At 34.3% G+C, this 25,486-nt stretch carries 19 protein-coding genes; 11 read left to right on the forward strand and 8 right to left on the reverse strand.

Going from position 1 to position 25,486, the window contains the following annotated elements:
* Entirely contained in the window at positions 1 to 1,281 is a 1,281-nt protein-coding gene (locus tag LV842_RS09175; RefSeq protein ID WP_233111148.1) for a helix-hairpin-helix domain-containing protein, read from the reverse strand.
* Between the two features lie 89 nt (positions 1,282 to 1,370).
* Entirely contained in the window at positions 1,371 to 1,721 is a 351-nt protein-coding gene (locus LV842_RS09180) for a MerR family transcriptional regulator (protein WP_233111149.1), read from the reverse strand.
* 60 nt (positions 1,722 to 1,781) lie between these two features.
* Here LV842_RS09180 and LV842_RS09185 point away from each other — a divergent pair, with 60 nt between their 5' ends.
* Positions 1,782 to 2,762: an AraC family transcriptional regulator gene (locus tag LV842_RS09185; protein ID WP_233111150.1), complete on the forward strand. Its 981-nt coding sequence runs from the start codon at positions 1,782 to 1,784 to the stop codon at positions 2,760 to 2,762.
* A 3-nt stretch (positions 2,763 to 2,765) separates the two neighbouring features.
* On the opposite strand, the gene ccoG is transcribed toward LV842_RS09185, so the two are convergent.
* The gene (gene ccoG, locus LV842_RS09190; RefSeq protein WP_233111151.1) at positions 2,766 to 4,208 is read right to left on the reverse strand and encodes a cytochrome c oxidase accessory protein CcoG; all 1,443 of its coding nucleotides are present in this window, start codon (positions 4,206 to 4,208) and stop codon (positions 2,766 to 2,768) included.
* A gap of 262 nt (positions 4,209 to 4,470) precedes the next feature.
* Here ccoG and LV842_RS09195 point away from each other — a divergent pair, with 262 nt between their 5' ends.
* A complete protein-coding gene (locus tag LV842_RS09195; RefSeq protein ID WP_233111152.1) occupies positions 4,471 to 5,364 on the forward strand; it encodes an SMP-30/gluconolactonase/LRE family protein in 894 nt (297 codons plus the stop codon).
* Positions 5,365 to 5,435: 71 nt separating this feature from the next.
* On the opposite strand, the gene LV842_RS09200 is transcribed toward LV842_RS09195, so the two are convergent.
* A complete protein-coding gene (locus LV842_RS09200) occupies positions 5,436 to 6,743 on the reverse strand; it encodes a DEAD/DEAH box helicase (protein ID WP_233111153.1) in 1,308 nt (435 codons plus the stop codon).
* 333 nt (positions 6,744 to 7,076) lie between these two features.
* Here LV842_RS09200 and rpsA point away from each other — a divergent pair, with 333 nt between their 5' ends.
* The 5 genes from rpsA (at position 7,077) to LV842_RS09225 (ending at position 16,608) form a co-directional block, all read left to right on the forward strand.
* Positions 7,077 to 8,867, forward strand: coding sequence for a 30S ribosomal protein S1 (rpsA, locus tag LV842_RS09205; RefSeq protein ID WP_233111154.1), 1,791 nt, complete (start codon positions 7,077 to 7,079; stop codon positions 8,865 to 8,867).
* Positions 8,868 to 9,090: 223 nt separating this feature from the next.
* On the forward strand, positions 9,091 to 11,688 hold the full coding sequence (locus LV842_RS09210; protein WP_233111155.1) for a T9SS-dependent M36 family metallopeptidase: 2,598 nt from the start codon (positions 9,091 to 9,093) through the stop codon (positions 11,686 to 11,688).
* Positions 11,689 to 11,806: 118 nt separating this feature from the next.
* Positions 11,807 to 14,419 carry a T9SS-dependent M36 family metallopeptidase gene (locus tag LV842_RS09215; protein WP_233111156.1) on the forward strand — a complete coding sequence of 871 codons (2,613 nt, stop codon included), beginning with the start codon at positions 11,807 to 11,809 and terminating at the stop codon, positions 14,417 to 14,419.
* A 137-nt stretch (positions 14,420 to 14,556) separates the two neighbouring features.
* Positions 14,557 to 15,537 (forward strand): EamA family transporter, encoded by a 981-nt coding sequence (locus LV842_RS09220; RefSeq protein WP_233111157.1) that lies wholly within the window; start codon positions 14,557 to 14,559, stop codon positions 15,535 to 15,537.
* A gap of 75 nt (positions 15,538 to 15,612) precedes the next feature.
* Complete coding sequence (locus tag LV842_RS09225; RefSeq protein WP_233111158.1) at positions 15,613 to 16,608, forward strand: alpha/beta fold hydrolase; 996 nt, start codon at positions 15,613 to 15,615, stop codon at positions 16,606 to 16,608.
* 71 nt (positions 16,609 to 16,679) lie between these two features.
* Here LV842_RS09225 and rplS read toward each other — a convergent pair whose 3' ends face one another.
* Positions 16,680 to 17,036, reverse strand: a complete 357-nt coding sequence (gene rplS, locus LV842_RS09230; RefSeq protein ID WP_089029603.1) for a 50S ribosomal protein L19 — start codon at positions 17,034 to 17,036, stop codon at positions 16,680 to 16,682.
* Positions 17,037 to 17,279: 243 nt separating this feature from the next.
* On the opposite strand from rplS, the gene LV842_RS09235 reads away from it, so the two are divergent.
* A complete protein-coding gene (locus tag LV842_RS09235; protein WP_233111159.1) occupies positions 17,280 to 17,981 on the forward strand; it encodes a CoA transferase subunit A in 702 nt (233 codons plus the stop codon).
* Positions 17,982 to 18,142: 161 nt separating this feature from the next.
* Here the strand turns inward: LV842_RS09235 and LV842_RS09240 are convergent, their stop codons facing one another.
* Positions 18,143 to 18,823, reverse strand: coding sequence for a DUF3575 domain-containing protein (locus LV842_RS09240; protein ID WP_233111160.1), 681 nt, complete (start codon positions 18,821 to 18,823; stop codon positions 18,143 to 18,145).
* Between the two features lie 15 nt (positions 18,824 to 18,838).
* Positions 18,839 to 20,641, reverse strand: a complete 1,803-nt coding sequence (locus LV842_RS09245) for an ABC transporter ATP-binding protein (RefSeq protein WP_233111161.1) — start codon at positions 20,639 to 20,641, stop codon at positions 18,839 to 18,841.
* A 123-nt stretch (positions 20,642 to 20,764) separates the two neighbouring features.
* Here LV842_RS09245 and LV842_RS09250 point away from each other — a divergent pair, with 123 nt between their 5' ends.
* Positions 20,765 to 21,418: a CoA transferase subunit B gene (locus LV842_RS09250; RefSeq protein ID WP_233111162.1), complete on the forward strand. Its 654-nt coding sequence runs from the start codon at positions 20,765 to 20,767 to the stop codon at positions 21,416 to 21,418.
* A gap of 184 nt (positions 21,419 to 21,602) precedes the next feature.
* On the opposite strand, the gene LV842_RS09255 is transcribed toward LV842_RS09250, so the two are convergent.
* On the reverse strand, positions 21,603 to 22,409 hold the full coding sequence (locus tag LV842_RS09255) for a DUF4197 domain-containing protein (protein ID WP_233111163.1): 807 nt from the start codon (positions 22,407 to 22,409) through the stop codon (positions 21,603 to 21,605).
* Between the two features lie 106 nt (positions 22,410 to 22,515).
* Between LV842_RS09255 and LV842_RS09260 the strand changes: the two genes are divergently transcribed.
* Together LV842_RS09260 and LV842_RS09265 are read left to right on the forward strand one after the other, a co-directional pair.
* Positions 22,516 to 24,783: a glycoside hydrolase family 20 protein gene (locus LV842_RS09260; protein WP_233111164.1), complete on the forward strand. Its 2,268-nt coding sequence runs from the start codon at positions 22,516 to 22,518 to the stop codon at positions 24,781 to 24,783.
* A 19-nt stretch (positions 24,784 to 24,802) separates the two neighbouring features.
* Entirely contained in the window at positions 24,803 to 25,429 is a 627-nt protein-coding gene (locus tag LV842_RS09265) for a Crp/Fnr family transcriptional regulator (protein ID WP_233111165.1), read from the forward strand.
* The last annotated feature ends 57 nt before the right edge of the window (positions 25,430 to 25,486 follow it).

Genomic DNA, 25,486 nt, shown 5'->3' on the forward strand with positions numbered 1-25,486 from the left:
TTATTTAGTATATAATCTCATTCTTTTTTCATATTCAGGTTTTAGCTTCAAATATTTCCAGATTTTTTTGTCATCAGGATTGCTGACTCTGTAGTATAAAATTTTATCTGCAGAATATTTAAAATAAGGATGGTTTTTCAGCCATTCTTCCGGAGCTTCAGTCAACGTATATTTCTGAATACTTGAAGTATTTAATTGAGCGATGGAAAGTAATTTTTGTGTTAACTCTGCATCAATATTATACGTGGTCAGGATTTGCTCTTTATTGACAAATCCGCCCAGTTTTTTTCTGAAACCGATCATAGAACCGGCTGCTTTTTCATCAAAACCAAACTCAATAAGTTGTTTAAAAGTAACAGCATTGAGATCTACTTTCGAAAAATCTGTTTTTTCCTGTTGCCTTATCTCCGTTTTTAGAATGGTTGCTGAATTTAATTTGATAAAAGGTTTCATCTCCTCAAACTTCTCGGCGGAAACCACAAAACATTTTTGAATATCTTCCAGACTTTTGAAACTTCCTTGTAGATTCCGGTCCCTGTAATTAATGATGGTTTGCGCCTGTTTATCAGAAAAGCCAAAAGATTTCCAACCTTCAAGATCTAATGTATTCGGATCAAAAGAATAATAACGATTTTTTTCTGACTTAAAGCTTTTAGCAGCATTATTAAAATTTGAATGTGTTTTTTCCGGCAGAATCAAATAAGGACTGATCTTTTGGAAATTTTCTTCACTAATAATAAAACATTCTTTTAGCTTTTCTTTGCTTACAAAACTGCCTCCTAAATATGTTTTATATTTCAAGATAGCTTCGGATTGTTTTTTGCTAAACCCAATTTTAATCCAATCGTTGAGAGTATAATGATCTGGGTTGAATTTTTGGGAAATTGTGAGGGTTCTTTTTTCAAAACCTTTGAAATTACCGGATTTTGCATCGTTGTTACTTTCCGGCAATAAGATGTAAGGTTCCAGTACTGCAAATTTTTCAGAGGAAACTGCAAAACATTTCTTGAATTGTTCTTTCGAGGTAAATCTTCCGCCGACAATCTTTTTATAATTCAGAATCGTGGCAATCTGTTGCGATGAAAATCCTAAGTGCTGCCATTGCTTTTCGTCCAAATCATTGGGATCAAAATCCGTTAATTCCAACATGGAATTGTTTTCAGAAATGAATTTAACCTCCGGAAAGTTCTCGTTTTTTGCTTTAGAATAATTCTGAAACGCAATGAGAAAGAGCAGGAAAATACCTAATCCTGCAATTTTTGTGTAATAATTTCTGTTCATCATAAAAAATTTAATAATAAATTATATTAAATCAGATACGATGCGAAATGAATTTAGTTTAAAATTCTAGTTATGAGTGTTTGCGTAAATTAAAGGCTTTCTGTATCTCTTTCTGCCAAAGAATCTTTTAATTTCAAAAGTTCTGCCTTTACGAATTCCAAACGATCAATTAAAGTAACGGTTTCAGAGATTTTGCTGTTGGTCGTCAGTGCAACACGGGCTCCGTCCAACGTATAGCCTTTTTCCTTTACCAAATGATAAATCATCTGAAGGTTACTGATATCTTCCGGAGTGAAATATCGGTTCCCTTTTTTGTTTTTTTTAGGTTTTATAATGGGGAATTCCTGTTCCCAATAACGTATTAATGAAGTGTTTACATCAAATGCTTTTGCAACTTCTCCTATTGAATAATACAGCTTATCGGGTAAATTTATCTTCATTTTTAGAATCCTAATCTTCAAAGATAAAAATTTTTAAAAAACGTAACAAATATATAATGTATGTTTATGTTTTCTGTGTTTAATAAAACTAAAAGTAGTGATGAATTTCTATGGAAAATACCTTTGTTTTCATTAATTTTGGTTAAAATAAAAATTACATTGGATTCTATTTCTGTGCTTCATATCGATCTGTTTCAGTCGGGGAGAAGAACCTCTGATTTTTATTTCAGTACTCTGCAAAATCATTTAATTGTAGGTCATCGTCATCTTGAAAAAGCCCATCGCCACGATTTTTATGCTACCATTTTATTTACGAAAGGAACAGGAGTTCACGAGATTGATTTTCAAAAGTATGAGGTGTCTGCAGGAAGCCTGTTTTTTATGTCTCCCGGACAAATCCACAGTTGGGAGCTGTCGGATGATATTGAAGGCTACCTGTTCTTCTGTTTGCAGGATTTTTATGAGATGCATTATGTGAATCAAAAACTGAGAAGCTTTTCATTCTTTGGATCGGTCAATTTTCCTCGAAAATTACAACTTAATGAAACGGAATTACATGAAAATCTCAGTCTATTTCTTGAATTGGAAAAAGAATATCATCAGCAAGACGTGTTGAAAAACGGATATATGCTGTCACTAATGTCACAGATCTTTATAAAATCAACAAGACAGTTTTCCAGAGACTTTGATCATCTGGCTTCTTCTGCAAGTCTTTCGTATTTTAAGCATTATCAGGATTTTGAAACGTTGGTAGAGCAGTATTTCAGTGAAGAAAAATCAATTGCTTTTTATGCTTCGTTAATGGATATTTCTCCAAAACATTTAAACCGTATAACTCAGACGGTAGTACAAAAAACGGCAACGGATGTCATTACTGAAAGAACGATTCTGGAAGCGAAAAGAATGCTGATGTATCTGGATGAAAGCCTTGTAGAGATTGCTTTCCGATTAGGTTATGAAGAATATTCTTATTTTGTGAGAGTATTCCGAAAAACTTCTGGAATGACTCCCACTCAATTTATTAAAAAATACAAGGTTTAATAACTATAATAAAAGTTTGAAAGGTCCTTCAAATGTAGTATCAAAAGAATCTACCATTTCTCCCTTTTCATCAAAAACTCCAATGGTCATATCTTGTTTTGAAAACTTAATGTCTTTCTCAGGAAACGTAATATTGATATTACCCTTTAAAATTTCATCTCCTTTTAAAACAATTCTACTGGTGCCAAAGAAATCAATTTCTCCGTTTTCTGGAGTAACAACTTTAATCGTTAATATCTTTTTTTCATTGGTCTTATTTAGGAGCGTATAAATAAAAGTATTGGTGATTTTTCCGTTTTTTACGAAGAATGTAGATCCTGCAGGTTTGATGAATTTAGCTTCCATCGTACCTCGGTCGTACATCAGAAAACCCAAAAATCCGATTAATAAACATAGAAATACTGCCGTCGCTTTCATTCTTGAGGTGAATTTGAATTCCTCCTGATTTTCAATTTCTGCCTCTGTAGCATAACGAATCAGTCCTTTTGGAAGACCTACTTTCTCCATAACTTCATCACATGCGTCAATACAGGCAGTACAGTTCACGCACTCCAGTTGTTGTCCGTTTCTGATATCAATTCCTGTAGGACAAACAACAACGCATTGATGACAATCTATACAATCTCCTTTCCCGACAGCTTTTCGATCCTCATTGTTTCTCCATTTTGAACGGTTTTCACCTCTTTTAAAATCATAATAAACATTAATTGTCTGCTTGTCAATTAAAACACCCTGAAGTCTTCCGTACGGACAAACAAGTGTACAAACCTGTTCCCGAAGCCATGCAAATGTAAAATAGAAAGTGATAGCAAAACCGATCATTCCTAAAAACTTTAAAGAATGATCTGCAGGTCCTTCAGTTATTATTTTAAAAACTTCTTCATAACCAACGATGTACATGAACATGAAATTGGTAATTAGTACTGATGTTAAAGCAAAAACAGACCATTTTATGACTCTTTTTCTGATTTTCTCAGCATCCCATTCCTGTCTGTCAAGTTTCATCTGTTTGTTTCGATCACCTTCAATCCAGTATTCGATTTTTCTGAAAACACTTTCCATGAAAATGGTTTGAGGACACAGCCACCCACAAAAAATTCTTCCGAAAACCACTGTGAAAAGCATCACAAAGATTACAGAAGTCACGGCTCCTAAAGCGAGAATGAAGAAATCCTGGAGATAAAACGGCTGACCAAAAATGAAAAACCTTCTGTCTATTACATTGAATAAAAAAACGGGATTATTGTTGATCTTGATAAAAGGCAATCCGAAAAACAGAGCTAATAAGAAATAACTTACGTAGTTTCTGTAGTTGGTGTATTTCCCTTTTGGCTTTCGTGGAAATACCCATTTTCTTTTTCCGGTCTGATCCATGGTTCCCACCGAATTTCTAAAATCTTCATAATCTATTTCTGAGGGTTGGAGGTTGTCGGATGGTATATTCATTGTTTTGAAAGTTGTATAATATGGTTTGCAGAATGTTTTTTTGTTTTAGTAAATGCTCATTTTGCAAATTTGATGATTGAAGCTTTTTGCTATTTTAGCTCTTGCAAATCTCTTAATTAAATAACTTCACTACTAATATTATCTACTTCTTAAATAGGATTATTCGGACATTTTTAAATATTGTTTTAATGTATCAGAATGAGAAAATAATTTTGAATCTGATTGTACATGTTGTAAATTGTGCTTCTTAAAATTGAGAGGCATGAAAAAAATATTGAAAATCGGCTGGGTTGGTTTGGTTTTAGCAGTAGTTAGCTGTAAATCAGTAAATACTAATAAAATGTTTTATGGTGGTGTAAAGCCCGAAAAAATTTCTGATCAGTTTAGTTTTACAGAAGGTCCTTCTTCGGATAAAGAAGGTAATGTTTACTTTACGGATCAGCCTAATGATAAAATTTACTTTTGGGATTGGAAAACGAATACAATTGCTGAGTTTTTAGATAAAACGGGAAGAGCGAACGGAACTTATTTTGATAAAGAAGATCATTTAATTACCTGTTCGGATGATCAGGGAGAAATCTGGAAAATTTCAAAAAATAAAAAGATAGAAGTTTTATCAAGAGGTTTTGAAGGAAAAAGGCTCAATGGACCTAATGATTTGTGGATAGATGCTTTTGGAGGAATCTATTTTACAGATCCACTGTATGAAAGGGAGTATTGGAAAAATTTTAAACAGGAAATTCCACAGAAAAATCTGTACTATAGAAATAAAGAGGGTATAATTTCAAAATTGGAAACCTTTATTCAGCCTAATGGAATTGTAGGAAGTGAAAAACTGAAAAAACTATATGTTTCAGATATTGATGCGGGGAAAACCTATGTGTACGATCTACTTGGTGAAGGAAAGCTTTCGGAAAAGAAACTTTTTTGCGAAATGGGTTCAGACGGAATGACGTTAGATAAGCATGGTAATCTTTATTTAACCGGAAATGGTGTTTCTGTTTTTAACAGAGAAGGAAAGAAAATATACCAGATTCCGATTCCTGAAAAGTGGACTTCGAATGTAACTTTCGGTGGAGAAAATAATGATATTCTGTTTATTACAGCTTCCGAATCGGTTTATGTTTTACCAACAAGAGTGACAGGAGTGAGATGATAGTTTTGGGTTGAGATTAAGGTTAATAAAACACGATGTTTATAATCTTAGTCTTAATCTCAACCTCAATCTTAATAGGCTACTTCCATTTTTACCTTTTTCCCCTTCAGCTTTTCAGTGCTTAGCTTTTTCAAAACAGCATTCACTTTATTTCTTGAAACGGCAACATAAGAAGTAATATCTTTAACCTCGATCAAACCAATGTCTTCTTTTTGAAGCTCACCTTTCTTGATCAGGTATCCAACAATATCCACTTTATTCACTTTATCTTTTTTTCCGGCACTGATGTAAATCGTCTGGAAAGGTGTTTTTTCAGGAACTTTATTAAATCCTGCAACACTTTCTTCCGGAGTATTATTTTTAATGAAAGGAAAATTTTCTTCCGCTGTCATAATTAAATAAGCAAAACCTTTTGCATTCATTCTTGCGGTACGACCGTTTCTGTGAATGAAAGCATCTTCTTTCGGAGGTAACTGATAATGCACAATAGATTCTACTTCAGGTACGTCCAAACCTCTTGCTGCCAAATCTGTCGTAATTAAAATTCTCGCAGAATCATTTCTAAATTTTAATAAAGCGCGTTCTCTTTCGTCCTGTTCCATTCCGCCGTGGAAGGTTTCTCTATCAATTCCTTTTTGATGAAGAAGTTCGGAAATTCGGTCAACCGCTTCTCTGTGATTACAGAAAATCAAGGTTCTTTTATTCCCGATTTTACAGATTAGGTTAAATAAAGTATCCAGTTTTTCCTCGGAAATGGTCATTACTTTTTTTAACTGAATATCTGGTTTTGCTTCACTTAATTTTAAGAAGTTGATGATTTTTTCATTTTTTAATCCTGTAAAAGCCGGAATTTCATCCATTGCAGTTGCAGATGTCAAAATTCTTTGTGAAAGACCTTTTAAAGAATTGGAAATAAATTCCATATCATCGTGGAAACCTAATTCTAATGCTTTGTCAAATTCATCCAAAACTAAGGTCTGAATCGTTTTCGGATCAAAATTATTATTTCTTAAATGATAAACCACTCTTCCCGGAGTTCCGATTAAAACAGCAGGAGCTTCAATTAAATTATTGACTTCAATCTTTTTATCATGACCGCCATAGCAGACAGAAACTTTAAAATCTGTTCCCATCGATTTGAAAACCTGTTCAATCTGTAATGCCAATTCTCTGGCAGGAACTAAAATCAACGTCTGAATTCCGGAAACATTTTTTTTCAGATTTCGAAGAACCGGAAACAAAAAAGCCAGCGTTTTCCCTGAACCGGTGGGAGAGAGCAGAACAACGTCCTGTTGGTTTTCAGTCGCTTTGTAGGCAGATTGCTGCATCTGATTCATTTCCTGAATCTGTAGTTTTTGATAGATGGATTGTAGTTGCATTTTGCAAAGATAATGAATTAGTTGATGGTTGTAAATGAATGCTGGCCGGTTTAAATGAGCTTATTAATCTCCGATTTAAGGCCGCTTTTAAGAAATTTAGAAAGATTCGGGAATGTTATTTGGGTTTTTTAGTGGTTGATTTTCATTGTTTTATGTAGTTTTTGAGGATAATAAAAATTATTGTTTATCTTAAATAAAATTAGTATCTTTGCACCCACTTTTGTGGCGAACAGGTTTGAAGAGTAAATTATTATAAATTAATTACTTCCGTATTTTTTAAATCCACATTTATTCAAACCATTAAAAAAGAAGGAATACAAATTTTATTAGAAAATGTCAAAAGAGACAAATTCAGCAGAGGTTATTTTAAACCAAAACGTAGCACCAGAACAATTTGATTGGGATTCTTTCGAATCAGGTCTTGATGCAGATGCGAGAAAAGAAAAAAGCGACTTAGAAGAAATCTATAACGGATCTCTTAGCAGCTTAAACGACAACGACGTTATCGTAGGTAAAGTTGTAAGATTAACTGACAAAGAAGCTATCGTAGACATCGACTTCAAATCAGAAGGTGTTATTTCTCTTAACGAATTCCGTTACAACCCAGGCCTAAAAGTAGGTGATGATGTTGAAGTAATGGTTGACAGAAGAGAAGACAAAACAGGACAGTTACAATTATCTCACAGAAAAGCTAGAACGCTTAAAGCTTGGGATAGAGTAAACGAACTTCACGAAACTGGAGAAATCGTAAACGGTTTTGTTAAGTCTAGAACTAAAGGAGGTATGATCGTTGACGTACACGGAATCGAAGCATTCTTACCAGGTTCTCAAATTGATGTTAAGCCAATTAAAGATTACGATCAGTTCGTAGGTAAAACTATGGAGTTCAAAGTTGTGAAAATCAACCCTGAGTTCAAAAACGTAGTAGTATCTCACAAAGCATTGATCGAAGCAGATATCGAAGGTCAGAAAAAAGAAATCATCGCTCAGTTAGAGAAAGGACAAGTTCTTGAAGGTACTGTTAAGAATATTACTTCTTACGGTGTGTTCATCGACTTAGGAGGTGTTGATGGATTGATCCACATTACAGACCTTTCTTGGTCTAGAGTGAACCACCCATCTGAAATCCTTGAGGACGGACAAACTGTAAAAGTTGTTATCCTTGACTTTGATGATGAGAAAACAAGAATCCAATTAGGTATGAAGCAATTAGAAGCTCATCCTTGGGATGCTCTTTCTGCTGATATGAAAGTTGGTGACAGAGTAAAAGGAAAAGTAGTAGTTCTTGCTGACTATGGTGCATTTGTAGAAATCGCTCCAGGTGTAGAAGGATTAATCCACGTTTCTGAAATGTCTTGGTCTACTCACTTGAGATCTGCTGGTGACTTCGTGAAAGTAGGTGATGAAGTAGAAGCTGAAGTATTAACTTTAGATAGAGAAGAAAGAAAAATTTCTCTTGGTATCAAGCAATTGTCTAAAGATCCATGGGAAAATATCGAAGCTAAGTATCCAGTAGGATCTAAGCATGTAGGAACTGTAAGAAACTTCACTAACTTTGGTGTATTCGTAGAATTAGAAGAAGGTATCGACGGGTTAATCTACATCTCTGATCTTTCTTGGACTAAGAAAATCAAGCACCCATCTGAGTTCTGTGCAGTAGGTGATAAATTAGATGTTGTAGTTCTTGAATTAGATATCCAAGCTAGAAGATTATCTCTAGGTCACAAGCAATTGACTGACAACCCATGGGATGCTTTCGAAACTAAATATGCTGAAGGAACTATCCACGCTGGTAAAGCTGTAGAAGTTCACGATAAAGGAGCTTCTGTACAATTCGAAGATGCTGAGGTTGAAGCTTTCTGCCCATCAAGATTATTAGAGAAAGAAGATGGATCTAAAATCAAGAAAGGTGAAGATGCTCAATTCAAAGTAATCGAATTCAACAAAGAATTCAAGAGAGTAGTAGTTTCTCACACAGGTATCTTCAGAGATGAAGAGAAGAAAAATGTGAAAGAATCTACTTCTAGAAATGTATCTTCTTCTTCAAACAATGAAGAAAGATCAACTCTTGGAGATATCGATGCTTTAGCAGAATTGAAAAGAAAAATGGAAGAAGGTAAATAATCTTCACTTCATTTAAAATATTTAAGCCACTCTTTGAGTGGCTTTTTTATGTTCTTAAGTTGTATAAAATAGGGAGTTTTAGAGAGATTGTAAGGTGTTGATAAATTCACTTTTTAGAGAAGATTGATAAAATAGAAAAAATAATCACATTATTTTATAAAAATTTCAAATAATATGCGATTGAAATATGAATTATTTGTAAATTAGCGCCTTATTAGTTGAAATGAAAAAAATAATTCTACCTGTGTTAATTGCTGTATTATCAGTAATGCCTTCCACTTTGTTTTCGCAAGATAACGAAAAACTTATTAAAGACTATATTTCTCAAAATAAACTAAGAGAATATAAAAAGTCTGATCTTACAAACTTTATCGTTGATAATGTAGATGTTTCAAAATCATTAAATGGAAGTATTGTAAAGTTTCAACAGACTTATAATGGTCTTCCTGTGTATAATGCCGAAGGGACAGCTCTTGTAAGGGATAACAAAATTATTTATTACACCGATACTTTTTTGAAAGATTATAGTTCTGCGGTTATGAATAGTGCAAGTGTAAGTAAAACAGCGGCACTTCAGAAAATTTCAGAAAATATTCAAAATCCAAAAGTTGCTTCTTATCCTATTTTAGGATTTTCTGAAGCTGAACCGGATAATGTAAAAACAGCAAAACAAAGATTAGTATATGTAGAAGATGCGGGAGTACTGAAATTGGCTTATCAATTTTCAGTTCCTGAACCAGATGCTCCCAATTATTGGGATGTTCTTGTAGATGCTACGAATGGGAATATTATTAATAAGCTTGATTTAAACTTGTCCTGTAATTTCCACAAAGATGCATTTTCACATGATTATGCTCATTCTCAACATGATTTCATTGGACCTTTAAATGGAACTCAACAAAATTTTTCATTTTTAGTACCTGATAACGCATCATATAATGTTTTTCCTCTACCATTAGAAGCTCCTACATTCGGATCTAGAGCTATTGTTAGTAACCCTTGGAATCTGGCTGCTTCTCCTGAAGGATGGCATTACGATGGTACGACACATTATACAATTACAAGAGGTAATAATGCTTTTGCTTACGAAGATACTGCCGCCTTTAATGCTCCAGGAATTTCACCTGATGGGGGAGCTTCTCGAAATTTTGATTATTCTTTTAGTATTAATGGAGATCCCTCTATCAATCAAAATGCAGCGATTACTAATTTATTTTATATGAATAATAAAATGCATGATATTTTTTATGCATTTGGTTTTACACCAGCAGCTAGGAATTTCCAAAATACAAACTTTGGTCTTGGTGGTGTAGGGAATGATTATGTAAATGCTGAGGCACAAGATGGAGGAGGAACTAATAATGCAAATTTTGCTTCTCCTGCAGATGGAAGCAAACCAAGAATGCAGATGTACCTTTGGTCACCTACAACTCCAAGAATATTTTTTTATAATGCACCCTCTGTTGCTGTTCCGAGACAGCCAGGTGCTGGAACGGCGCAATTTGGCCCTGTTTTAGACGCTACAGGAGTTACGGGTAATGTTAAATTGGCCTCAATCATAGATGGGTGTACAGCGTTACCTGCAGGTTCGCTTACTGGAAAGATTGGTTTGATGGAAAGAGGGACTTGTTCTTTTACTGTGAAGGTTAAAAATGCGCAAGATGCAGGTGCTGCTGCTGCTATTATATATAATGATGCTATAAATGGAGATACTCTTTTAAATATGGCAGGAACGGATGCAACCGTTACCATTCCTTCTGTTTTTATCGGTAATACTGAAGGTGAATATATAAAAACACACCTTGCAGCTAATACAACAGTAAATGTTACTCTAAAAAATGATCCGTCTACAGTGATTACTCCAGATGGAGATTTTGATAATGGAATTATTGCTCATGAATATGGACATGGAATTTCGAACAGATTAACAGGGACAGGATCAGGATGTCTAAGTTCATCTGCAGATAAAGAGCAAATGGGAGAAGGATGGTCTGACTTTTTTGCTTTAATGCTTACAAATAAAGCTGGTGATAACGCTTCAGTTCCAAGGGGAACAGGAACATATGCAATTGGACAATCAATAACTGGAAGTGGAATTAGACCTGCAAAATATTCTCCTGATTTTACGATCAATGACTATGTTTATGCAGATACAAACGGAATGGAATATACATCAAATGGCGTTCTGGTTCCGGATGTACACTCTATTGGTTTTGTATGGGCGACCATGTTATGGGATCTTCATTGGCAATATGTTGCTAAATATGGATATGCTTCAGATGTGATGTCAAATACAACTAATGGTAGCTCTAGAGTTTTACAACTTGTTACGGATGCATTAAAACTTCAGGTTTGTAACCCTACATTTATTGATGGTAGAAATGCTATTTTACAAGCAGAATTGGCTACAACAGGAGGAGCTGATAAATGTATGATTTGGAGAACTTTTGCAAAGAGAGGTTTAGGTGTAGCTGCATCTGCAGGGTCTAAGACTAATATTAATGATCAGGTACAAGATTTCACAGTGCCTGCAGAATGTGTATTGGCAACTGATGAAGTTAAATCTGTTAAATCAAATACAATTTCAATTTATCCAAACCCGGCTAAGAATGAATTCTTTATCAATTTCCCAAGCAATACGTTAGGAAAAGTAAGTGTAGAAATTTATGATATGTCTGGTAAATTAATTTCAACAGAAGATAAAATTTCACCGGAAGCTAAGAAATCCATTTCAACAGATAAGTTGATCAACGGAACTTATATGGTAAAAGTAAAAGGTATTGGTATTGATGCAGCTTCGAAAGTCATCATTAAAAAATAATAAATAATTGACTTGAAATATTATAATAATGGCTATTCTTTTGAGAGAATAGTCATTATTGTTTTAAAAAACGTTTTTATCGAAGATTATTTGTAAATTAGCACCTTTATTAATCAATATGAAAAAGAGAACTCTACCCCTTATGTTTGCTGCTTTAGCAGTTTTCTCATCTTCAAGTTTATTTTCTCAAGATAATGAGAAATTAATTAAAGATTATATATCTCAAAATAAAATTAGAGAATATAAGAAATCAGATCTTACTAATTTTAGTATTGATGTAAATGACTATTCAGAAAGTATGAATGCTGGAGTTGTAAAAATACAACAAATGTATAGAGGTATTCCTGTTTATAGATCATTAGGCTCTGTGTTAATAAAAAATAATCAGGTTGTGTATTATAATGATTCTTTTGAAAAAGATTATTCTAATGCAGACTCGAATACTCCTTCAATTACGAAGGAAGCAGCTTTTGGATTTGCTTCTCAAGGCACTAACATAGAAGATCCAAGTAAAGTACAAATACTGAATTTTCATGATGCAGATATAAAAAATGCATTTGCAAAACACCAATTAGTATATGTAAAGAAAGATCAACAATTGGTTCTATGCTATGAATTTACTTTTCCTGAAAGAAAAACATCAAATTATTGGGATGTTTTAGTAAATGCAAATACTGGAGAAATTGTAGAAAAAAATAATTTAAATCTTAGTTGCAACTTTACTGATCATCCATTTGCTCATTCTCATGAAAATCAATTAGCAGTATTTCCATTAGGTAAAGACCATTATCAACAAAAAAATCCAAATTCAAGCTTATTATTAGCTCCGGATAATGCATCATATAATGTATTTCCTTTCCCTATTGAAGCTCCTACTTTTGGTTCAAGGTCTGTAGTTACAAATCCTTGGAATCTTACAGCTTCACCAGAAGGATGGCACTCTGACGGAACCACTCACTATACGAATGCTCAAGGGAATAATGTTTTTGCATATCAAGATTTAGATGATTTTGACTTTTTTTCTGGGGTGACTGTAGACGGTGGGGCTTCAAGAAATTTTAATTTCCCTTATACGGCTGGAGCACTTGCTTTAACAAACCAAGATGCATCAATTACGAATTTATTTTATGCCAATAATATGGTACATGATATTTTCTATAAGTTTGGTTTTACTCCAGCAGCAAGAAATTTCCAAAAAAATAATTTCAATTTAGGAGGTGCCGGAAATGATTTTGTAAATGCAGAAGCTCAAGATGGTGCTGCAACTCCTGTTACTTCAACTGTTCAAAATTATAATAACGCAAATTTTGCTACACCTCAAGATGGAGGAAGTGGTAGAATGCAGATGTATGTATGGGTTAATGATGCTCAAAAATTATTTTATAATGCACCAGCATCAGCAACAACAAGAACTCCCGTAGCTTATACAGCTCAGTTTGGTCAGCAAATTACAGGCGTTCCGGTAACTGGAAATGTAAAATTGTCACCAGTTTTAGATGCGTGTACAGCGTTGCCTGCAGGTTCATTAACTGGTTTTATTGGATTGGCAGAGAGAGGAACTTGTGATTTTAACGTAAAAGTTCAAAATATGCAGGATGCCGGAGCAACTGGGGCTATTATTTATAATGCCGCTACTTCAGCAGCACCTGGTAATATGGGAGGAACCAATCCTAGTGTTTTTATTATGTCAGAACTTATTGATAATGTAGAAGGAGAATATATTAAAACACAATTGGCAAATAATATTCCTGTAAATGTATCAATGAGCTATAGCACAAAACAAGATGGTAGCTTTGATAATGGAGTTATGATTCATGAATACGGTCATGGTATTTCAACTCGTTTAACAGGAAACGGTTATAGCTGTTTATCTACTAATGGCTCATATGAGCAAATGGGAGAAGGCTGGTCTGACTTCTTTGCTTTAATGCTTACTAATAAACCTGGTGATAATGCTTCTGTTGCTAGAGGTATGGGTACATACGCATCTGGTGAGGGAATTACTGGAGCAGGGATTAGACCTGCTAAATATTCACCGGATTTTGCAATTAATGATTACACTTATACTGATACCAATGGTTTAGCATTTTCTAATGGAGCACCAGATGTGCATTCAATTGGATTTATTTGGGCAACAATGTTATGGGATCTTCATTGGCAGTATGTTGCTAAATATGGATATGCTTCAGATGTAACTTCAAATACAACAAATGGTAGCTCTAGAGTTTTACAACTTGTTACGGATGCATTAAAACTTCAGGCTTGTAGTCCTACTTTTGTTGATGGTAGAAATGCTATTTTACAAGCAGAATTGGCTACAACAGGAGGAGCTGATAAATGTATGATCTGGAGAACTTTTGCAAAGAGAGGTTTAGGTGTAGCTGCATCTGCAGGGTCTAAAACTAATATTAATGATCAGGTACAAGATTTTACAGTGCCTGCAGAATGTGTATTGGCAACTGATGAAGTTAAATCTGTTAAATCAAATACAATTTCAATTTATCCAAACCCGGCTAAGAATGAATTCTTTATCAATTTCCCAAGCAATACGTTAGGAAAAGTAAGTGTAGAAATTTATGATATGTCTGGTAAATTAGTTTCTACAGAAGATAAAATTTCACCGGAAGCTAAGAAATCCATTTCAACAGATAAGTTGATCAACGGAACTTATATGGTAAAAGTAAAAGGTATTGGTATTGACGCAGCTTCAAAAGTTATCGTTAAAAAATAATCAATTCTTTAACCCGATATAATGAATCACCGCAAGCTTGCTTGCGGTGATTTTATTTATCTATTATAATATTAAATTCCATCTTCATGATTTTAAATTATTATATCATACCTTTGCAGGCTGTTCAAAAATGAATTATGAAGAAGAAAAATATTTTTAAAGGAGTTTTATTTGTAGGAATTGGTGCCAGTATATATGGGATGTTAGCGACTTTTGTTAAACTGGCCTATCAGGATGGATATACTACATCAGAAGTGACAACATCTCAGTTTGTATTAGGATTATTTGGACTTTTAATTTTAAATTTTATTCAGACTGTAACTTCTAAGAAAATATTACCATCACCAAATTCAAAAGAGATCAGAGATTTAATGCTGGCGGGAACTTCACTGGGATGTACAAGTTTATTTTATTACATAGCAGTTCAGTATATTAATGTTTCGGTTGCTATTGTTTTATTAATGCAGTCGGTTTGGTTTAGCGTAGTAGTTGAAAGTTTTATGACAAAGAAATTACCAAAGACCAAAAAAGTAGTATCGGTAATTATTGTCTTATTAGGAACTGTTTTAGCAACAAATTTAATTAATTCAAAAATAGATCTCGATTGGAAAGGTGTTTTCTGGGGAGTAATGGCGGCAGCTTCTTATACCTTGACTATGTTTACCTCAAATACATTGGCAACATATCTTCCTGTGTTCAGAAAAAGTTTTGTTATGCTTTGTGGAGGGTCTATAGTGATTTTCGCGTTTTTATTTTTTGCGCAAATCGGACCGCTATACTTTGATGGCTTGAAATCAGTGTATCTTAACTTTACAGAAAATACGGAACATATTCGTGCTTTCGACTATTCCATTCTTTGGAAATATGGGTTGATATTATCTTTATTTGGAACCATAATTCCTCCTGTTTTATTTAATGTAGGCTTTCCGAATGCAGGTTTGGGATTGGGAAGTATTGTTTCATCATTAGAACTTCCTGTTTCCGTTACAATGGCTTTTGTTTTGTTGGGAGAAGAAGTGGTTTTCATTCAATGGATTGGGATTGCTTTAATTCTTTTCGCGATTATTTTAATGAATTTGCCAGCACAAAAAGAGTATAAAATTGCGGAATTATCTTAAAGAAATAATAATTAATACATGATAAACCGTTTCTTTGAGAACGGTTTTTTATTTTTAATACTTAAATAAAATTTCATGAAAAATTTAAAAAATATTGCTGCTGTTTTAATGATATCGATGGTATCAAATTTTTCCTTTTCTCAAGTAAAACCTTTGGATGCAGAACTCACAAATTATCAATATCCTTACGAAGTCTATTTTTACAATTTTAAATCTCAGAAGAACGATTTGAAAATGGCTTATATGGATGTAAAGCCAAAAGCCGCAAATGGAAAAACAATACTGCTTCTTCATGGAAAAAATTTTAACGGAGCATATTGGGGGAGAACAGCAAAAGACCTTTCAGATAAAGGCTTTAGAGTGATTATTCCGGATCAGATAGGATTTGGAAAATCTTCAAAACCTCAAAATTATCAGTTTTCATTTTCTCAGTTGGCAGATAATACAAAAGCTATTTTAGATGAGTTGAAAATTGATAAAGCCATTGTTTTAGGACATTCGATGGGAGGGATGGTCGCTACTAGATTTACTTTGTTGTATCCGGAAAAAGTTCAGAAACTCATTCTCGAAAACCCGATCGGATTAGAAGATTATAAAACTTTTGCAGCGTATCAGACGATCGATCAGGCGTATCAATCAGAATTAAAAAATACAGCTGAGACTTATAAAAATTATCAGTTAAAATTTTATTACGATAATAAATGGAAAGAGGAATATCAGTCTTGGCTGAATTTAATTGCCGGTTGGACTTTGCATCCGGATTATCCGAAAGTAGCTTGGGATGCGGCTTTAACTTCGGACATGATCTACAATCAACCGGTTTGTTATGAATTTAAAAATATTAAAACTCCGACCTTGTTAATCATTGGAACAAGAGACAGAACGGCGATAGGAAAAGACAGGACTCCAAAAGAACTTCAGCCGAAAATGGGGCAGTATCAGGAACTGGGAAAGAAAACACAACAACAAATCGAAGGTTCAAAATTGGTTGAAATTGAAAATGTAGGACATCTTCCGCATATTGAAGTCTATAATCAATTCTGGGCTGCGTTGTATGATTTTATTAAATAAAGAAAAGCCGTAAAAATAAAAAGAGACTCCTAAAAATTAGCAGTCTCTTTTTGTATGTATTGTTGTCTGAATTATTTCTTCTTGTAAGCAGCGTCTTTAATTCTAGCTTTCTTACCTCTAAGATCTCTGAAGTAATAGATTCTAGATCTTCTAACTCTACCTCTTCTATCAACTTCAATTTTTTGTAAAGCTGGCATGTTGATTGGGAATACTCTCTCAACACCTACATCTCCACTCATTTTTCTGATAGTGAAAGTTTTTGTAGAACCAGTACCTCTTAATTGGATAACTGTTCCTTTGAAGAACTGAGTTCTAGTCTTTTGTCCTTCTTTAATTTCGTAATACACAGTAATTGTATCACCTGCTTTGAATTCAGGGAATTCTTTTTTCGCAATGTACTTGTCTTGTACGTACTTTAATAAATCCATTATTAATAAATAAAATGTTAAAGCTAAGCAACTTACACGCTTATCGTCAGAGGTTGAATAACAGGATGCAAAAATATAACTTTTTTATATAAAAACCAATACTTTACATAATATTTTTGAATAAAATTTAGGCAGAAAAAATAAAAAGCTTTTCTATTTTTCAAAATAATGCATTGGAAGAAGTCGTTTTCGCAGTTTCATAAAAATGTTTAAATTTAGAACTCAAAATTTAATAGCAAAATAATGATAGATAAAAGAGTAAAAAATGCAAAGGAAGCCATCGAAGGAATTCAGGATGGAATGACCTTGATGTTGGGTGGATTTGGTCTTTGCGGCATTCCTGAAAACTCAATTAATGCTTTGGTAGAGAGTGATGTAAAAGATCTTACATGTATTTCAAATAATGCGGGTGTTGATGATTTCGGATTAGGATTGTTGCTTCATAAAAGACAAATAAAGAAGATGATTTCTTCTTACGTAGGGGAAAATGCAGAATTTGAAAGACAAATGCTTTCCGGAGAATTAGACGTAGAATTGACTCCTCAAGGGACTTTGGCGGAAAAATGCAGAGCTGCTCAGGCAGGAATTCCTGCTTTTTACACACCAGCAGGTTTCGGAACTGAAGTGGCAGAAGGAAAAGAAGTGAAAAATTTCAAAGGTAAACCTCATATTCTTGAACATGCTTATGAAGCAGATTATTCAATCGTAAAAGCTTGGAAAGGGGATCATGCAGGAAATCTGATTTTTAAAGGTTCGGCGAGAAATTTCAATCATCCGATGGCCGGAGCAGGAAAAATCACCATTGCAGAAGTAGAAGAACTGGTAGAACCGGGAGAATTAGACCCGAATGAGATTCATATTCCGGGAATTATGATCCAAAGAATTTTCCAGGGAGAAAAATTTGAAAAAAGAATCGAACAGAGAACTGTAAGAAAAAAAGATTAACATTTTTGATTGACAGTGATTCAAAAAATAAAAAAATTACCCCGAGAACTATTTTCGGGGTAATTTTTTATCAGTTAGTTCTTATTCGGAATGAAGCAAACGTGTAATGGAGAATCTTTATCCACAATCATTTAAACCTCCAGCATCCATCAACTAACTTCCTACAATCTATACCCAATCCTCAATCCAACACAAAAATTAAATACATTTCCGGAACTTTCTTCTAAATCTAATCGTTTAAAAAGTGGAACTGTATCACTTCCAATGATTTGATCTTTCGTTTTATCATATTCAATATCAACATTATTTATTTTTCGTTCCATCATTCCCAATCCTATATAAGGTTCCAAAATGATTTTCTTTGATACTGAAATTTGGTTTCCGAACATGATATTAAAACCTTTTGCTGTTCTTTTCGTTCCAAAATAATCTGTATATTGCTTTGAATCATCATCTTTCGGCGAATACTCTAAAGAATTGGAACTCTCGTTTTCACGATAAAAAAGCTGCAATCCGACATAGAATTCATTTCTTTTAGATTCAGTTCTTGAATTGATGAATTTGAATACATAAACCCTTCCTTCAAGATTTGTTTTAAAACCTTTTGATTTCAATATGATTTTATCCGGTTGATTAAAATCATACAATTGATATCCAAATTCAGCATTTACGCTGAAATAGGGACTTATTTTTCTTTCAGCAGAAATTTGTAACGTCGGATAAGACACAACATCCACCAGCTGCGTCGCATTCAATTTTAAAATCCAATTGCTCTCTTTCGATTCTTGTGCAAAAATTAAAGTTGAAAATGGTAAAATAAGAAGGGTTAAAAGTTTTTTCATTGAAATTAGTTTATGTTAAGCCTGTGTTTCCGCAGTTTTCCTTTCCCCGATCTGCTGTCTCCACATGGCGTAATATAAGCCTTTTTCTTCAATTAACTGTAAATGAGAACCCGTTTCTATCACTTGCCCGCGTTCCAGAACATAAATTCTGTCTGCATGCATAATCGTGCTTAATCTGTGCGCAATAAGAACCGTAATTTGTTCTTTTTCCTTTGAAATTTCTTTAATAGTTGTTGTAATCTCTTCTTCTGTGATGCTGTCTAATGCAGAAGTCGCCTCATCAAAAATAAGTAAATGCGGCTTTCTCAATAAAGCTCTTGCAATGGCAATTCTCTGCTTTTCACCCCCGCTTAATTTTAATCCGCCTTCACCGATTACCGTTTCTATCCCGTTTTCTGCACGTTCTAAAAGCGCTGTACAGCTGGATTTTTTTAATGCTAATTGTAAATCCTCATCAGTTGCAGCAGGATTTACGAACAAAAGATTCTCTTTGATGGTTCCGGCAAAAAGCTGGGTATCCTGTGTTACAAAACCAATTTGATTTCTTAGTTCATCGAAATCAAATTCTTTCCCGTTAATATGATTATAAAAAATAGAACCTTCCTGAGGTCTGTACAAACCAACCAGTAATTTAACCAATGTACTTTTTCCTGAACCACTTGGTCCGACAAAAGCAATGGTTTCCCCATTTTTTACAGCAAAGGAAATAGAATTCAACGCTTTATAATGAGCAGTCTGATGCTGAAAAGAAACTTTTTGGAATTCCAGTTCTTCGATAGCTCCGATTTTCTTTGGTTTCAACGGTTTCGGTTCAACCTCTTTTTTCATTACTTTGTCGAAATTATTCAAAGAAGCCTGAGCTTCACGGTAAGAGATAATAATATTCCCGATTTCCTGCATCGGTCCGAAAATAAAGAATCCGTAGAACATCAATGATAAATACTGTCCTGGAGTTACAATATTTTTAAAAATCAACAATAATAAAGTGAACGTAATGGTTTGCTGTAAAAAGTTAACCAATGTTCCCTGCACAAAACTTAAAGAACGGATGCTTTTTACTTTTCTTAATTCCAAATTCAGGATTTTGTACGTATTGTTGTTCAGACGTTCCACTTCTTGATTGGTCAATCCTAAACTTTTTACAATTTCGATATTTCTAAGACTTTCAGTCGTACTTCCGGCTAAATTGGTGGTTTCCTTTACAATATTTTTCTGAATGGTTTTAATTCTCTTACTTAATAGATTAGTAACCACAGCAATAAGAACAATTCCCACCACATAAACAGGCATGATCGTCCAATGCAGGCGAATTGCATACACTGAAACGAAGATGATGCTTACCAAAATCCCGAAAAATACATTAATGAAATTATTGATAAACTTTACTGAATCCTCACGAACTTTAGTTAAAATAGAAAGTGTTTCACCACTTCTCTGGTCTTCAAATTCCTGGAAAGGCAGTCTCATAGAATGCTTTAAACCATCAGTGAAAATCTGAGCTCCAAACTTTTGAATAATTACATTCACTACATAATCCTGAAATGCTTTTGCAATTCGGCTTACCATTGCTGTTCCGACAAGCAATCCTAGAAAATAGAATACCCCATGATAGATATCGGTTCCGTAAAGGTATTCATTCAGATTTCTGGGAAGTAACTCTCCCTTATCAAAATAGTTAGGATGGTTAACCAGCTTGTCTAATATATTTCCGGTAATTGCCGGAGCAAATAATGAAAACACCTGATTGATTGAGGCTAATAAAAGAGATACTAATATCAGCCATTTATATGGTTTTAAATAGTTTAATAAAATTTTCATTCGTAAAATTAAAAGTTCACAAATTTACAACAAATTGAAAAGCAAAAATTATCATAGGATAAGAAAAGAAACTATTTCATAATTCTGAAAAAATGGCTAATTTGGCGGGATTAAGATTATGCTATGCTAACTAAAGAACAAATTGCACAAAGAATTTCCAGAGAAGTAAAAGATGGGTATTATGTAAACTTAGGAATTGGAATTCCAACATTGGTCGCAAACTACGTTCCGGACAATCTTTCCGTCGAATTTCAGAGTGAAAACGGAGTTTTGGGAATGGGGCCGTTTCCTTTTGAAGGAGAAGAAGATGCAGATATCATCAATGCCGGAAAACAGACGATAACGATTCTGGATGGAGGTTCATTCTTCGACTCAGCTTTCAGTTTCGGGATGATCCGTGCTCAAAAAGTGGATTTGACTATTCTTGGAGCTATGGAAGTTTCTGAAAATGGAGATATTGCCAACTGGAAAATTCCTGGAAAAATGGTAAAAGGAATGGGAGGTGCAATGGATTTGGTGGCTTCGGCAGAAAATATTATTGTTGCGATGATGCACGTTAATAAGGCTGGAGAAAGTAAAATTCTTAAAAAATGTTCACTTCCTTTAACGGGGGTAAATTGTGTGAAAAGAGTCGTTACAGAATTAGCGGTTTTAGATGTAACTCCGGCTGGTTTCAAGCTTGTTGAAAGAGCTCCGGGAGTTTCAGTAGAACACATTATTCAATCTACAGAAGCTGATTTGATTATTGAAGGCGAAATTCCTGAAATGCAATTCTAAAATATAAAAGAAAGCCTTGTCGATGTGACAAGGCTTTTTTATTGAGAATATTTCAGATAAAAATAGATGCTTCGACTTCGCTCAGCATGACACCGCTAAAAAATAACCGTTTAAATATTGCGGATAGTATTAGAAATATCATGCCGAGCGAAGTCGAAGCATTTTCATTTTCAAAGTAAAAACATTACTTTCCATCCTGTGCTCCAAAAACCTTCTGCAAAATACTGGTAGTTCTCATTGCTGGCGTATTTCTGATTCCGCCCTCTTTTTCAGCAACCATTTTGAAAACTCCATTGATGGTTTCTGTGGTTACATATTCGTTAAGATCAGTGGTTACAGCTTGTCCTGTCAAAGTATTATATTTTGAAATAATATTTTTCCACAAAGTATCTGCACCTACTTTTCCTAGAGAAGCTTTTACTTTCGGCTGAAAAGCTGTAAATAACTGAGTCTGGGTCTTGGTTTGTAGATAATTCGTTGCCGCATTATCATTTCCGAGTAAAATATTTTTAGCATCTGTGATGGTCATGGAAGTGATGGCTTTAGTAAAAATAGGCGCAGCTTCCGTTACGGCATCTTCCGCAGCTCTGTTTAATAGTTTTACTCCTTGATCAGCCAGGCTGCCCAAACCAACAGAACGCAATGTCGTATCAATAGTTCGCAATTTTTCCGGCATTAAGATTTTTACAGCTTCATTTTTCAGGAAACCATCAGTTACACTTAGTTTTTTTACTCCTTCATTCACGCCAAGGCTTAGCGCTTCCTTTAGTCCTGATGAAATCTGTGTGGAAGTAAGACTTCCTAGATTAATCGGTGATGTTGTAGTGGTGGTTTTGGGAGTTGTTGTAGAAGATGTTGATCCGGTTGTTTTAGGATTATTCAGGTCAATGCCTGTTTTATCTTTTACGGTAGATTTTATTACATCTAAAATTTGCGCTTGTGTCGAAACTGAAAATAATAACATTCCAACCAGTACAATTGTTTTTTTCATTGCCTATTTTATACAAAATTAGATATTTTCGGTTTTAATAAGTTAAATCAGCCCCTGAAATTTCAAAAAATAAGTATATTCGCTAAAATCATCTTAATAGAATAAAATGTTGCGTTTTTTACTGGTATTTACTGTATTTATTTCAAATCTTATTTTCTCCCAAACGAAACTGAATTTAATTCCTTATCCTCAAAAAGTAGAATTTTCGGAAGGAGATTTTGTGATTCCTGAAACCTTTATCCTAGACGGATATTTACCTAAAAAGGAAACTGAATATTTCAAAAAACGTATTGGAAGTGCAATGAAATTTGGTTCAGGCATAAAAGATGATAAGATGCACCTGACAGGCGCGCTGTACTTGCCATCATCAACACCTTTGAATGAACAACAAAATAAAGAAAAATATACAATTGATATCTCTCCTGAACGTATTACAATCAATTATTATACAGAACAAGGATATTTTTTGGCTCTTCAGACATTAATTCAATTGTTTGAACAATATAAAGATTCAGGAAAGATTCCTGCCATGACAATCGAAGACGAGCCAAAATTCGCTTGGAGAGGAATGCATTTGGATGTTTGCCGTCATTTCTTCACCGTTGCAGAAATAAAGCAGTATATCGATTATCTGGCCATGTATAAGCTGAATACTTTTCATTGGCATTTAACAGACGATCAGGGTTGGAGAATTGAAATAAAAAAATATCCGAAGCTGACGCAAGTGGGTTCAAAACGAAAAGAATCGATGATCGGAGCTTACGTGGATAATACATTCGATGGAAAACCTTACGGACCTTATTTTTATACGCAGGATCAAATTAAAGACGTTGTGAAATATGCTCAGGAAAGGCATATCACAGTGGTTCCGGAAATTGAAATGCCGGGTCATGCGCTAGCTGCCCTGACTGCTTATCCGGAGCTGGCTTGTACAAAAGGTCCTTTTGAGCCGGCAACAAAATGGGGCGTTTTTGATGATGTTTTTTGTCCGAAAGATGAAACTTTTAAATTTTTAGAGAATGTTTTAAACGAGGTGATGGCACTTTTTCCTTCGGAATACATTCATATCGGAGGCGACGAATGTCCTAAAACAAGATGGAAAGAATGTGCTCATTGTCAGGAACTGATTAAGAAAAATAATTTGAAGGATGAACATGGTTTGCAAAGCTATTTCATCCAGAGAATTGAAAAATATGTTAATTCCAAAGGTCGAAAAATTATAGGATGGGATGAAATTTTGGAAGGTGGATTAGCACCCAATGCAGCTGTAATGAGTTGGACTGGGGTAAATGGCGGAATTGAAGCTGCAAAATCAGGACATTTTGCTGTAATGACACCGGGGTCTTATTGTTATTTCGATCATTATCAGGGAGATCCTGCTACAGAACCGAATGCTTTTGGAGGATTTACACCACTGGATAAAGTGTATTCTTACAATCCGATTCCTGCTGAATTGAATGCAGATCAGGCAAAATTTATAAAAGGAGTTCAGGCGAACTTATGGACGGAATATATTTTAGATTTTAAACAGGTTCAGTATATGATTTTCCCGAGATTGTTTGCGCTTTCGGAAGTGGGTTGGGGAACATCAGACCCTAAAAACTATAAAGAATTTGAAGGAAGAGTGATCAATCAGTTCAAAGTCTTGGATAAAATGGGGGTGAATTACGCTAAAAGCATTTATAATATTTCTGGAAAAGTGACAGCAGCAACTGATGGTGTTTCTTATGAACTTTCAACATCGCAAAATCCGAACGGAATCCGATATACATTGGATGGAACAGAACCAACAACGAATTCTCAAACGTATAAAAATGCAATTCCGGTTTCGAAATCATTAACGATTAAATCAGCGTATTTTGAAAATGGACAATTAAAAAGTGCGGTTTCTTCACAGACTTTTACTGTTTCAAAAACAACAGGTAAAAAAATCACGCTGGAGCAGCAGCCAAACGAGAATTATTCTTTTGGAGGAGCTTTTACTTTGGTTGACGGAATTATCGGAAATCAAAGACAGTTGGGAAAAACATGGTTAGGATTCCAGGGAAAAGATGTGGTGGCAACTATTGATTTTGGACAAAAAACTCAGTTCTCAGAAGTGTATTTTAACACGTTAGATAATAAAGGAAGCTGGATTCATTTTGCAAAATCTGCCCAGATTTTTATTTCTGACGATGGAACGAACTTTAAAATGATTAAAGAAGTAGGAAAAGATGAAATTCTGAATGCAAAAGGGAAAATTAAACTGAATCTTGGAAATCAAAGCTCAAAATACATTAAAGTTAAAATCGAAAATGCGGGTATTATTCCTGCAGGAAATCCGGGTGCCGATTCAAAAGCTTGGCTTTTTGTAGATGAAATTGGTGTAAATTAGTCTGGAATTTAATAGAATTATGGAAAACACGGTTTTATCTTCAGAATTTAATTCATCTCCCGAACTGGTTGAAAAACTCTATCAATACGGAATTACCAAAACGTACGAGGAAGGAGATATTATTTTAGATGAAAACTCCTCCATCCGTTCCATTCCTATTGTGATGAAAGGAATGATGAAGGTCATTCGTGCCGAAGAAGACGGTCGTGAAATTCTGTTGTACTATATCAAAGCCGGAGAAAGCTGTATTATGTCTTTTCTCGGAGGAATGCACAATGAGAAAAGTATTGTAAAGGCAGAAGTGGAAGAAGAAACGGAAATTCTGTTTTTACCGGTAGATAAAGTTTCGCTTTTTATCAAAGAATATCCGGAATGGCTGGATTATATTTTCCGTCTTTATCATAAACGCTTTGAAGAATTATTGGATATTATTAATGCCATTGCATTTAAAAAAGTGGACGAAAGGCTGCTCAACTTACTTCAAAAAAAATCAGAATTGTCAAATGCTGATACCATCATTATTACACATGAACAGTTGGCGAATGAACTGGGAACAGCGAGAGTTGTTGTTTCAAGATTGTTGAAACAACTGGAAGAAGATGGGAAATTGAAACTTGGCAGAAATAAAATTCAGCTTTTATTATAAGTTATGTAACAAAAGTAGCTGTACATCTATATCAGAATTTCCATTTTTGCTTTCAAA

Source organism: Chryseobacterium gwangjuense (assembly GCF_021311115.1).
In the GTDB taxonomy this organism is placed as follows: Bacteria; Bacteroidota; Bacteroidia; order Flavobacteriales; family Weeksellaceae; genus Chryseobacterium; species Chryseobacterium gwangjuense.

Bases quoted from the DNA above. Each gene is read 5' to 3' on its own strand.
- LV842_RS09175 (WP_233111148.1), bottom strand. From the start codon at position 1,281: ATGAACAGAAATTATTACACAAAAATTGCAGGATTAGGTATTTTCCTG.
- LV842_RS09180 (WP_233111149.1), bottom strand. From the start codon at position 1,721: ATGAAGATAAATTTACCCGATAAGCTGTATTATTCAATAGGAGAAGTT.
- LV842_RS09185 (WP_233111150.1), top strand. From the start codon at position 1,782: ATGTTTATGTTTTCTGTGTTTAATAAAACTAAAAGTAGTGATGAATTT.
- ccoG (WP_233111151.1), bottom strand. From the start codon at position 4,208: ATGAATATACCATCCGACAACCTCCAACCCTCAGAAATAGATTATGAA.
- LV842_RS09195 (WP_233111152.1), top strand. From the start codon at position 4,471: ATGAAAAAAATATTGAAAATCGGCTGGGTTGGTTTGGTTTTAGCAGTA.
- LV842_RS09200 (WP_233111153.1), bottom strand. From the start codon at position 6,743: ATGCAACTACAATCCATCTATCAAAAACTACAGATTCAGGAAATGAAT.
- rpsA (WP_233111154.1), top strand. From the start codon at position 7,077: ATGTCAAAAGAGACAAATTCAGCAGAGGTTATTTTAAACCAAAACGTA.
- LV842_RS09210 (WP_233111155.1), top strand. From the start codon at position 9,091: ATGAAAAAAATAATTCTACCTGTGTTAATTGCTGTATTATCAGTAATG.
- LV842_RS09215 (WP_233111156.1), top strand. From the start codon at position 11,807: ATGAAAAAGAGAACTCTACCCCTTATGTTTGCTGCTTTAGCAGTTTTC.
- LV842_RS09220 (WP_233111157.1), top strand. From the start codon at position 14,557: ATGAAGAAGAAAAATATTTTTAAAGGAGTTTTATTTGTAGGAATTGGT.
- LV842_RS09225 (WP_233111158.1), top strand. From the start codon at position 15,613: ATGAAAAATTTAAAAAATATTGCTGCTGTTTTAATGATATCGATGGTA.
- rplS (WP_089029603.1), bottom strand. From the start codon at position 17,036: ATGGATTTATTAAAGTACGTACAAGACAAGTACATTGCGAAAAAAGAA.
- LV842_RS09235 (WP_233111159.1), top strand. From the start codon at position 17,280: ATGATAGATAAAAGAGTAAAAAATGCAAAGGAAGCCATCGAAGGAATT.
- LV842_RS09240 (WP_233111160.1), bottom strand. From the start codon at position 18,823: ATGAAAAAACTTTTAACCCTTCTTATTTTACCATTTTCAACTTTAATT.
- LV842_RS09245 (WP_233111161.1), bottom strand. From the start codon at position 20,641: ATGAAAATTTTATTAAACTATTTAAAACCATATAAATGGCTGATATTA.
- LV842_RS09250 (WP_233111162.1), top strand. From the start codon at position 20,765: ATGCTAACTAAAGAACAAATTGCACAAAGAATTTCCAGAGAAGTAAAA.
- LV842_RS09255 (WP_233111163.1), bottom strand. From the start codon at position 22,409: ATGAAAAAAACAATTGTACTGGTTGGAATGTTATTATTTTCAGTTTCG.
- LV842_RS09260 (WP_233111164.1), top strand. From the start codon at position 22,516: ATGTTGCGTTTTTTACTGGTATTTACTGTATTTATTTCAAATCTTATT.
- LV842_RS09265 (WP_233111165.1), top strand. From the start codon at position 24,803: ATGGAAAACACGGTTTTATCTTCAGAATTTAATTCATCTCCCGAACTG.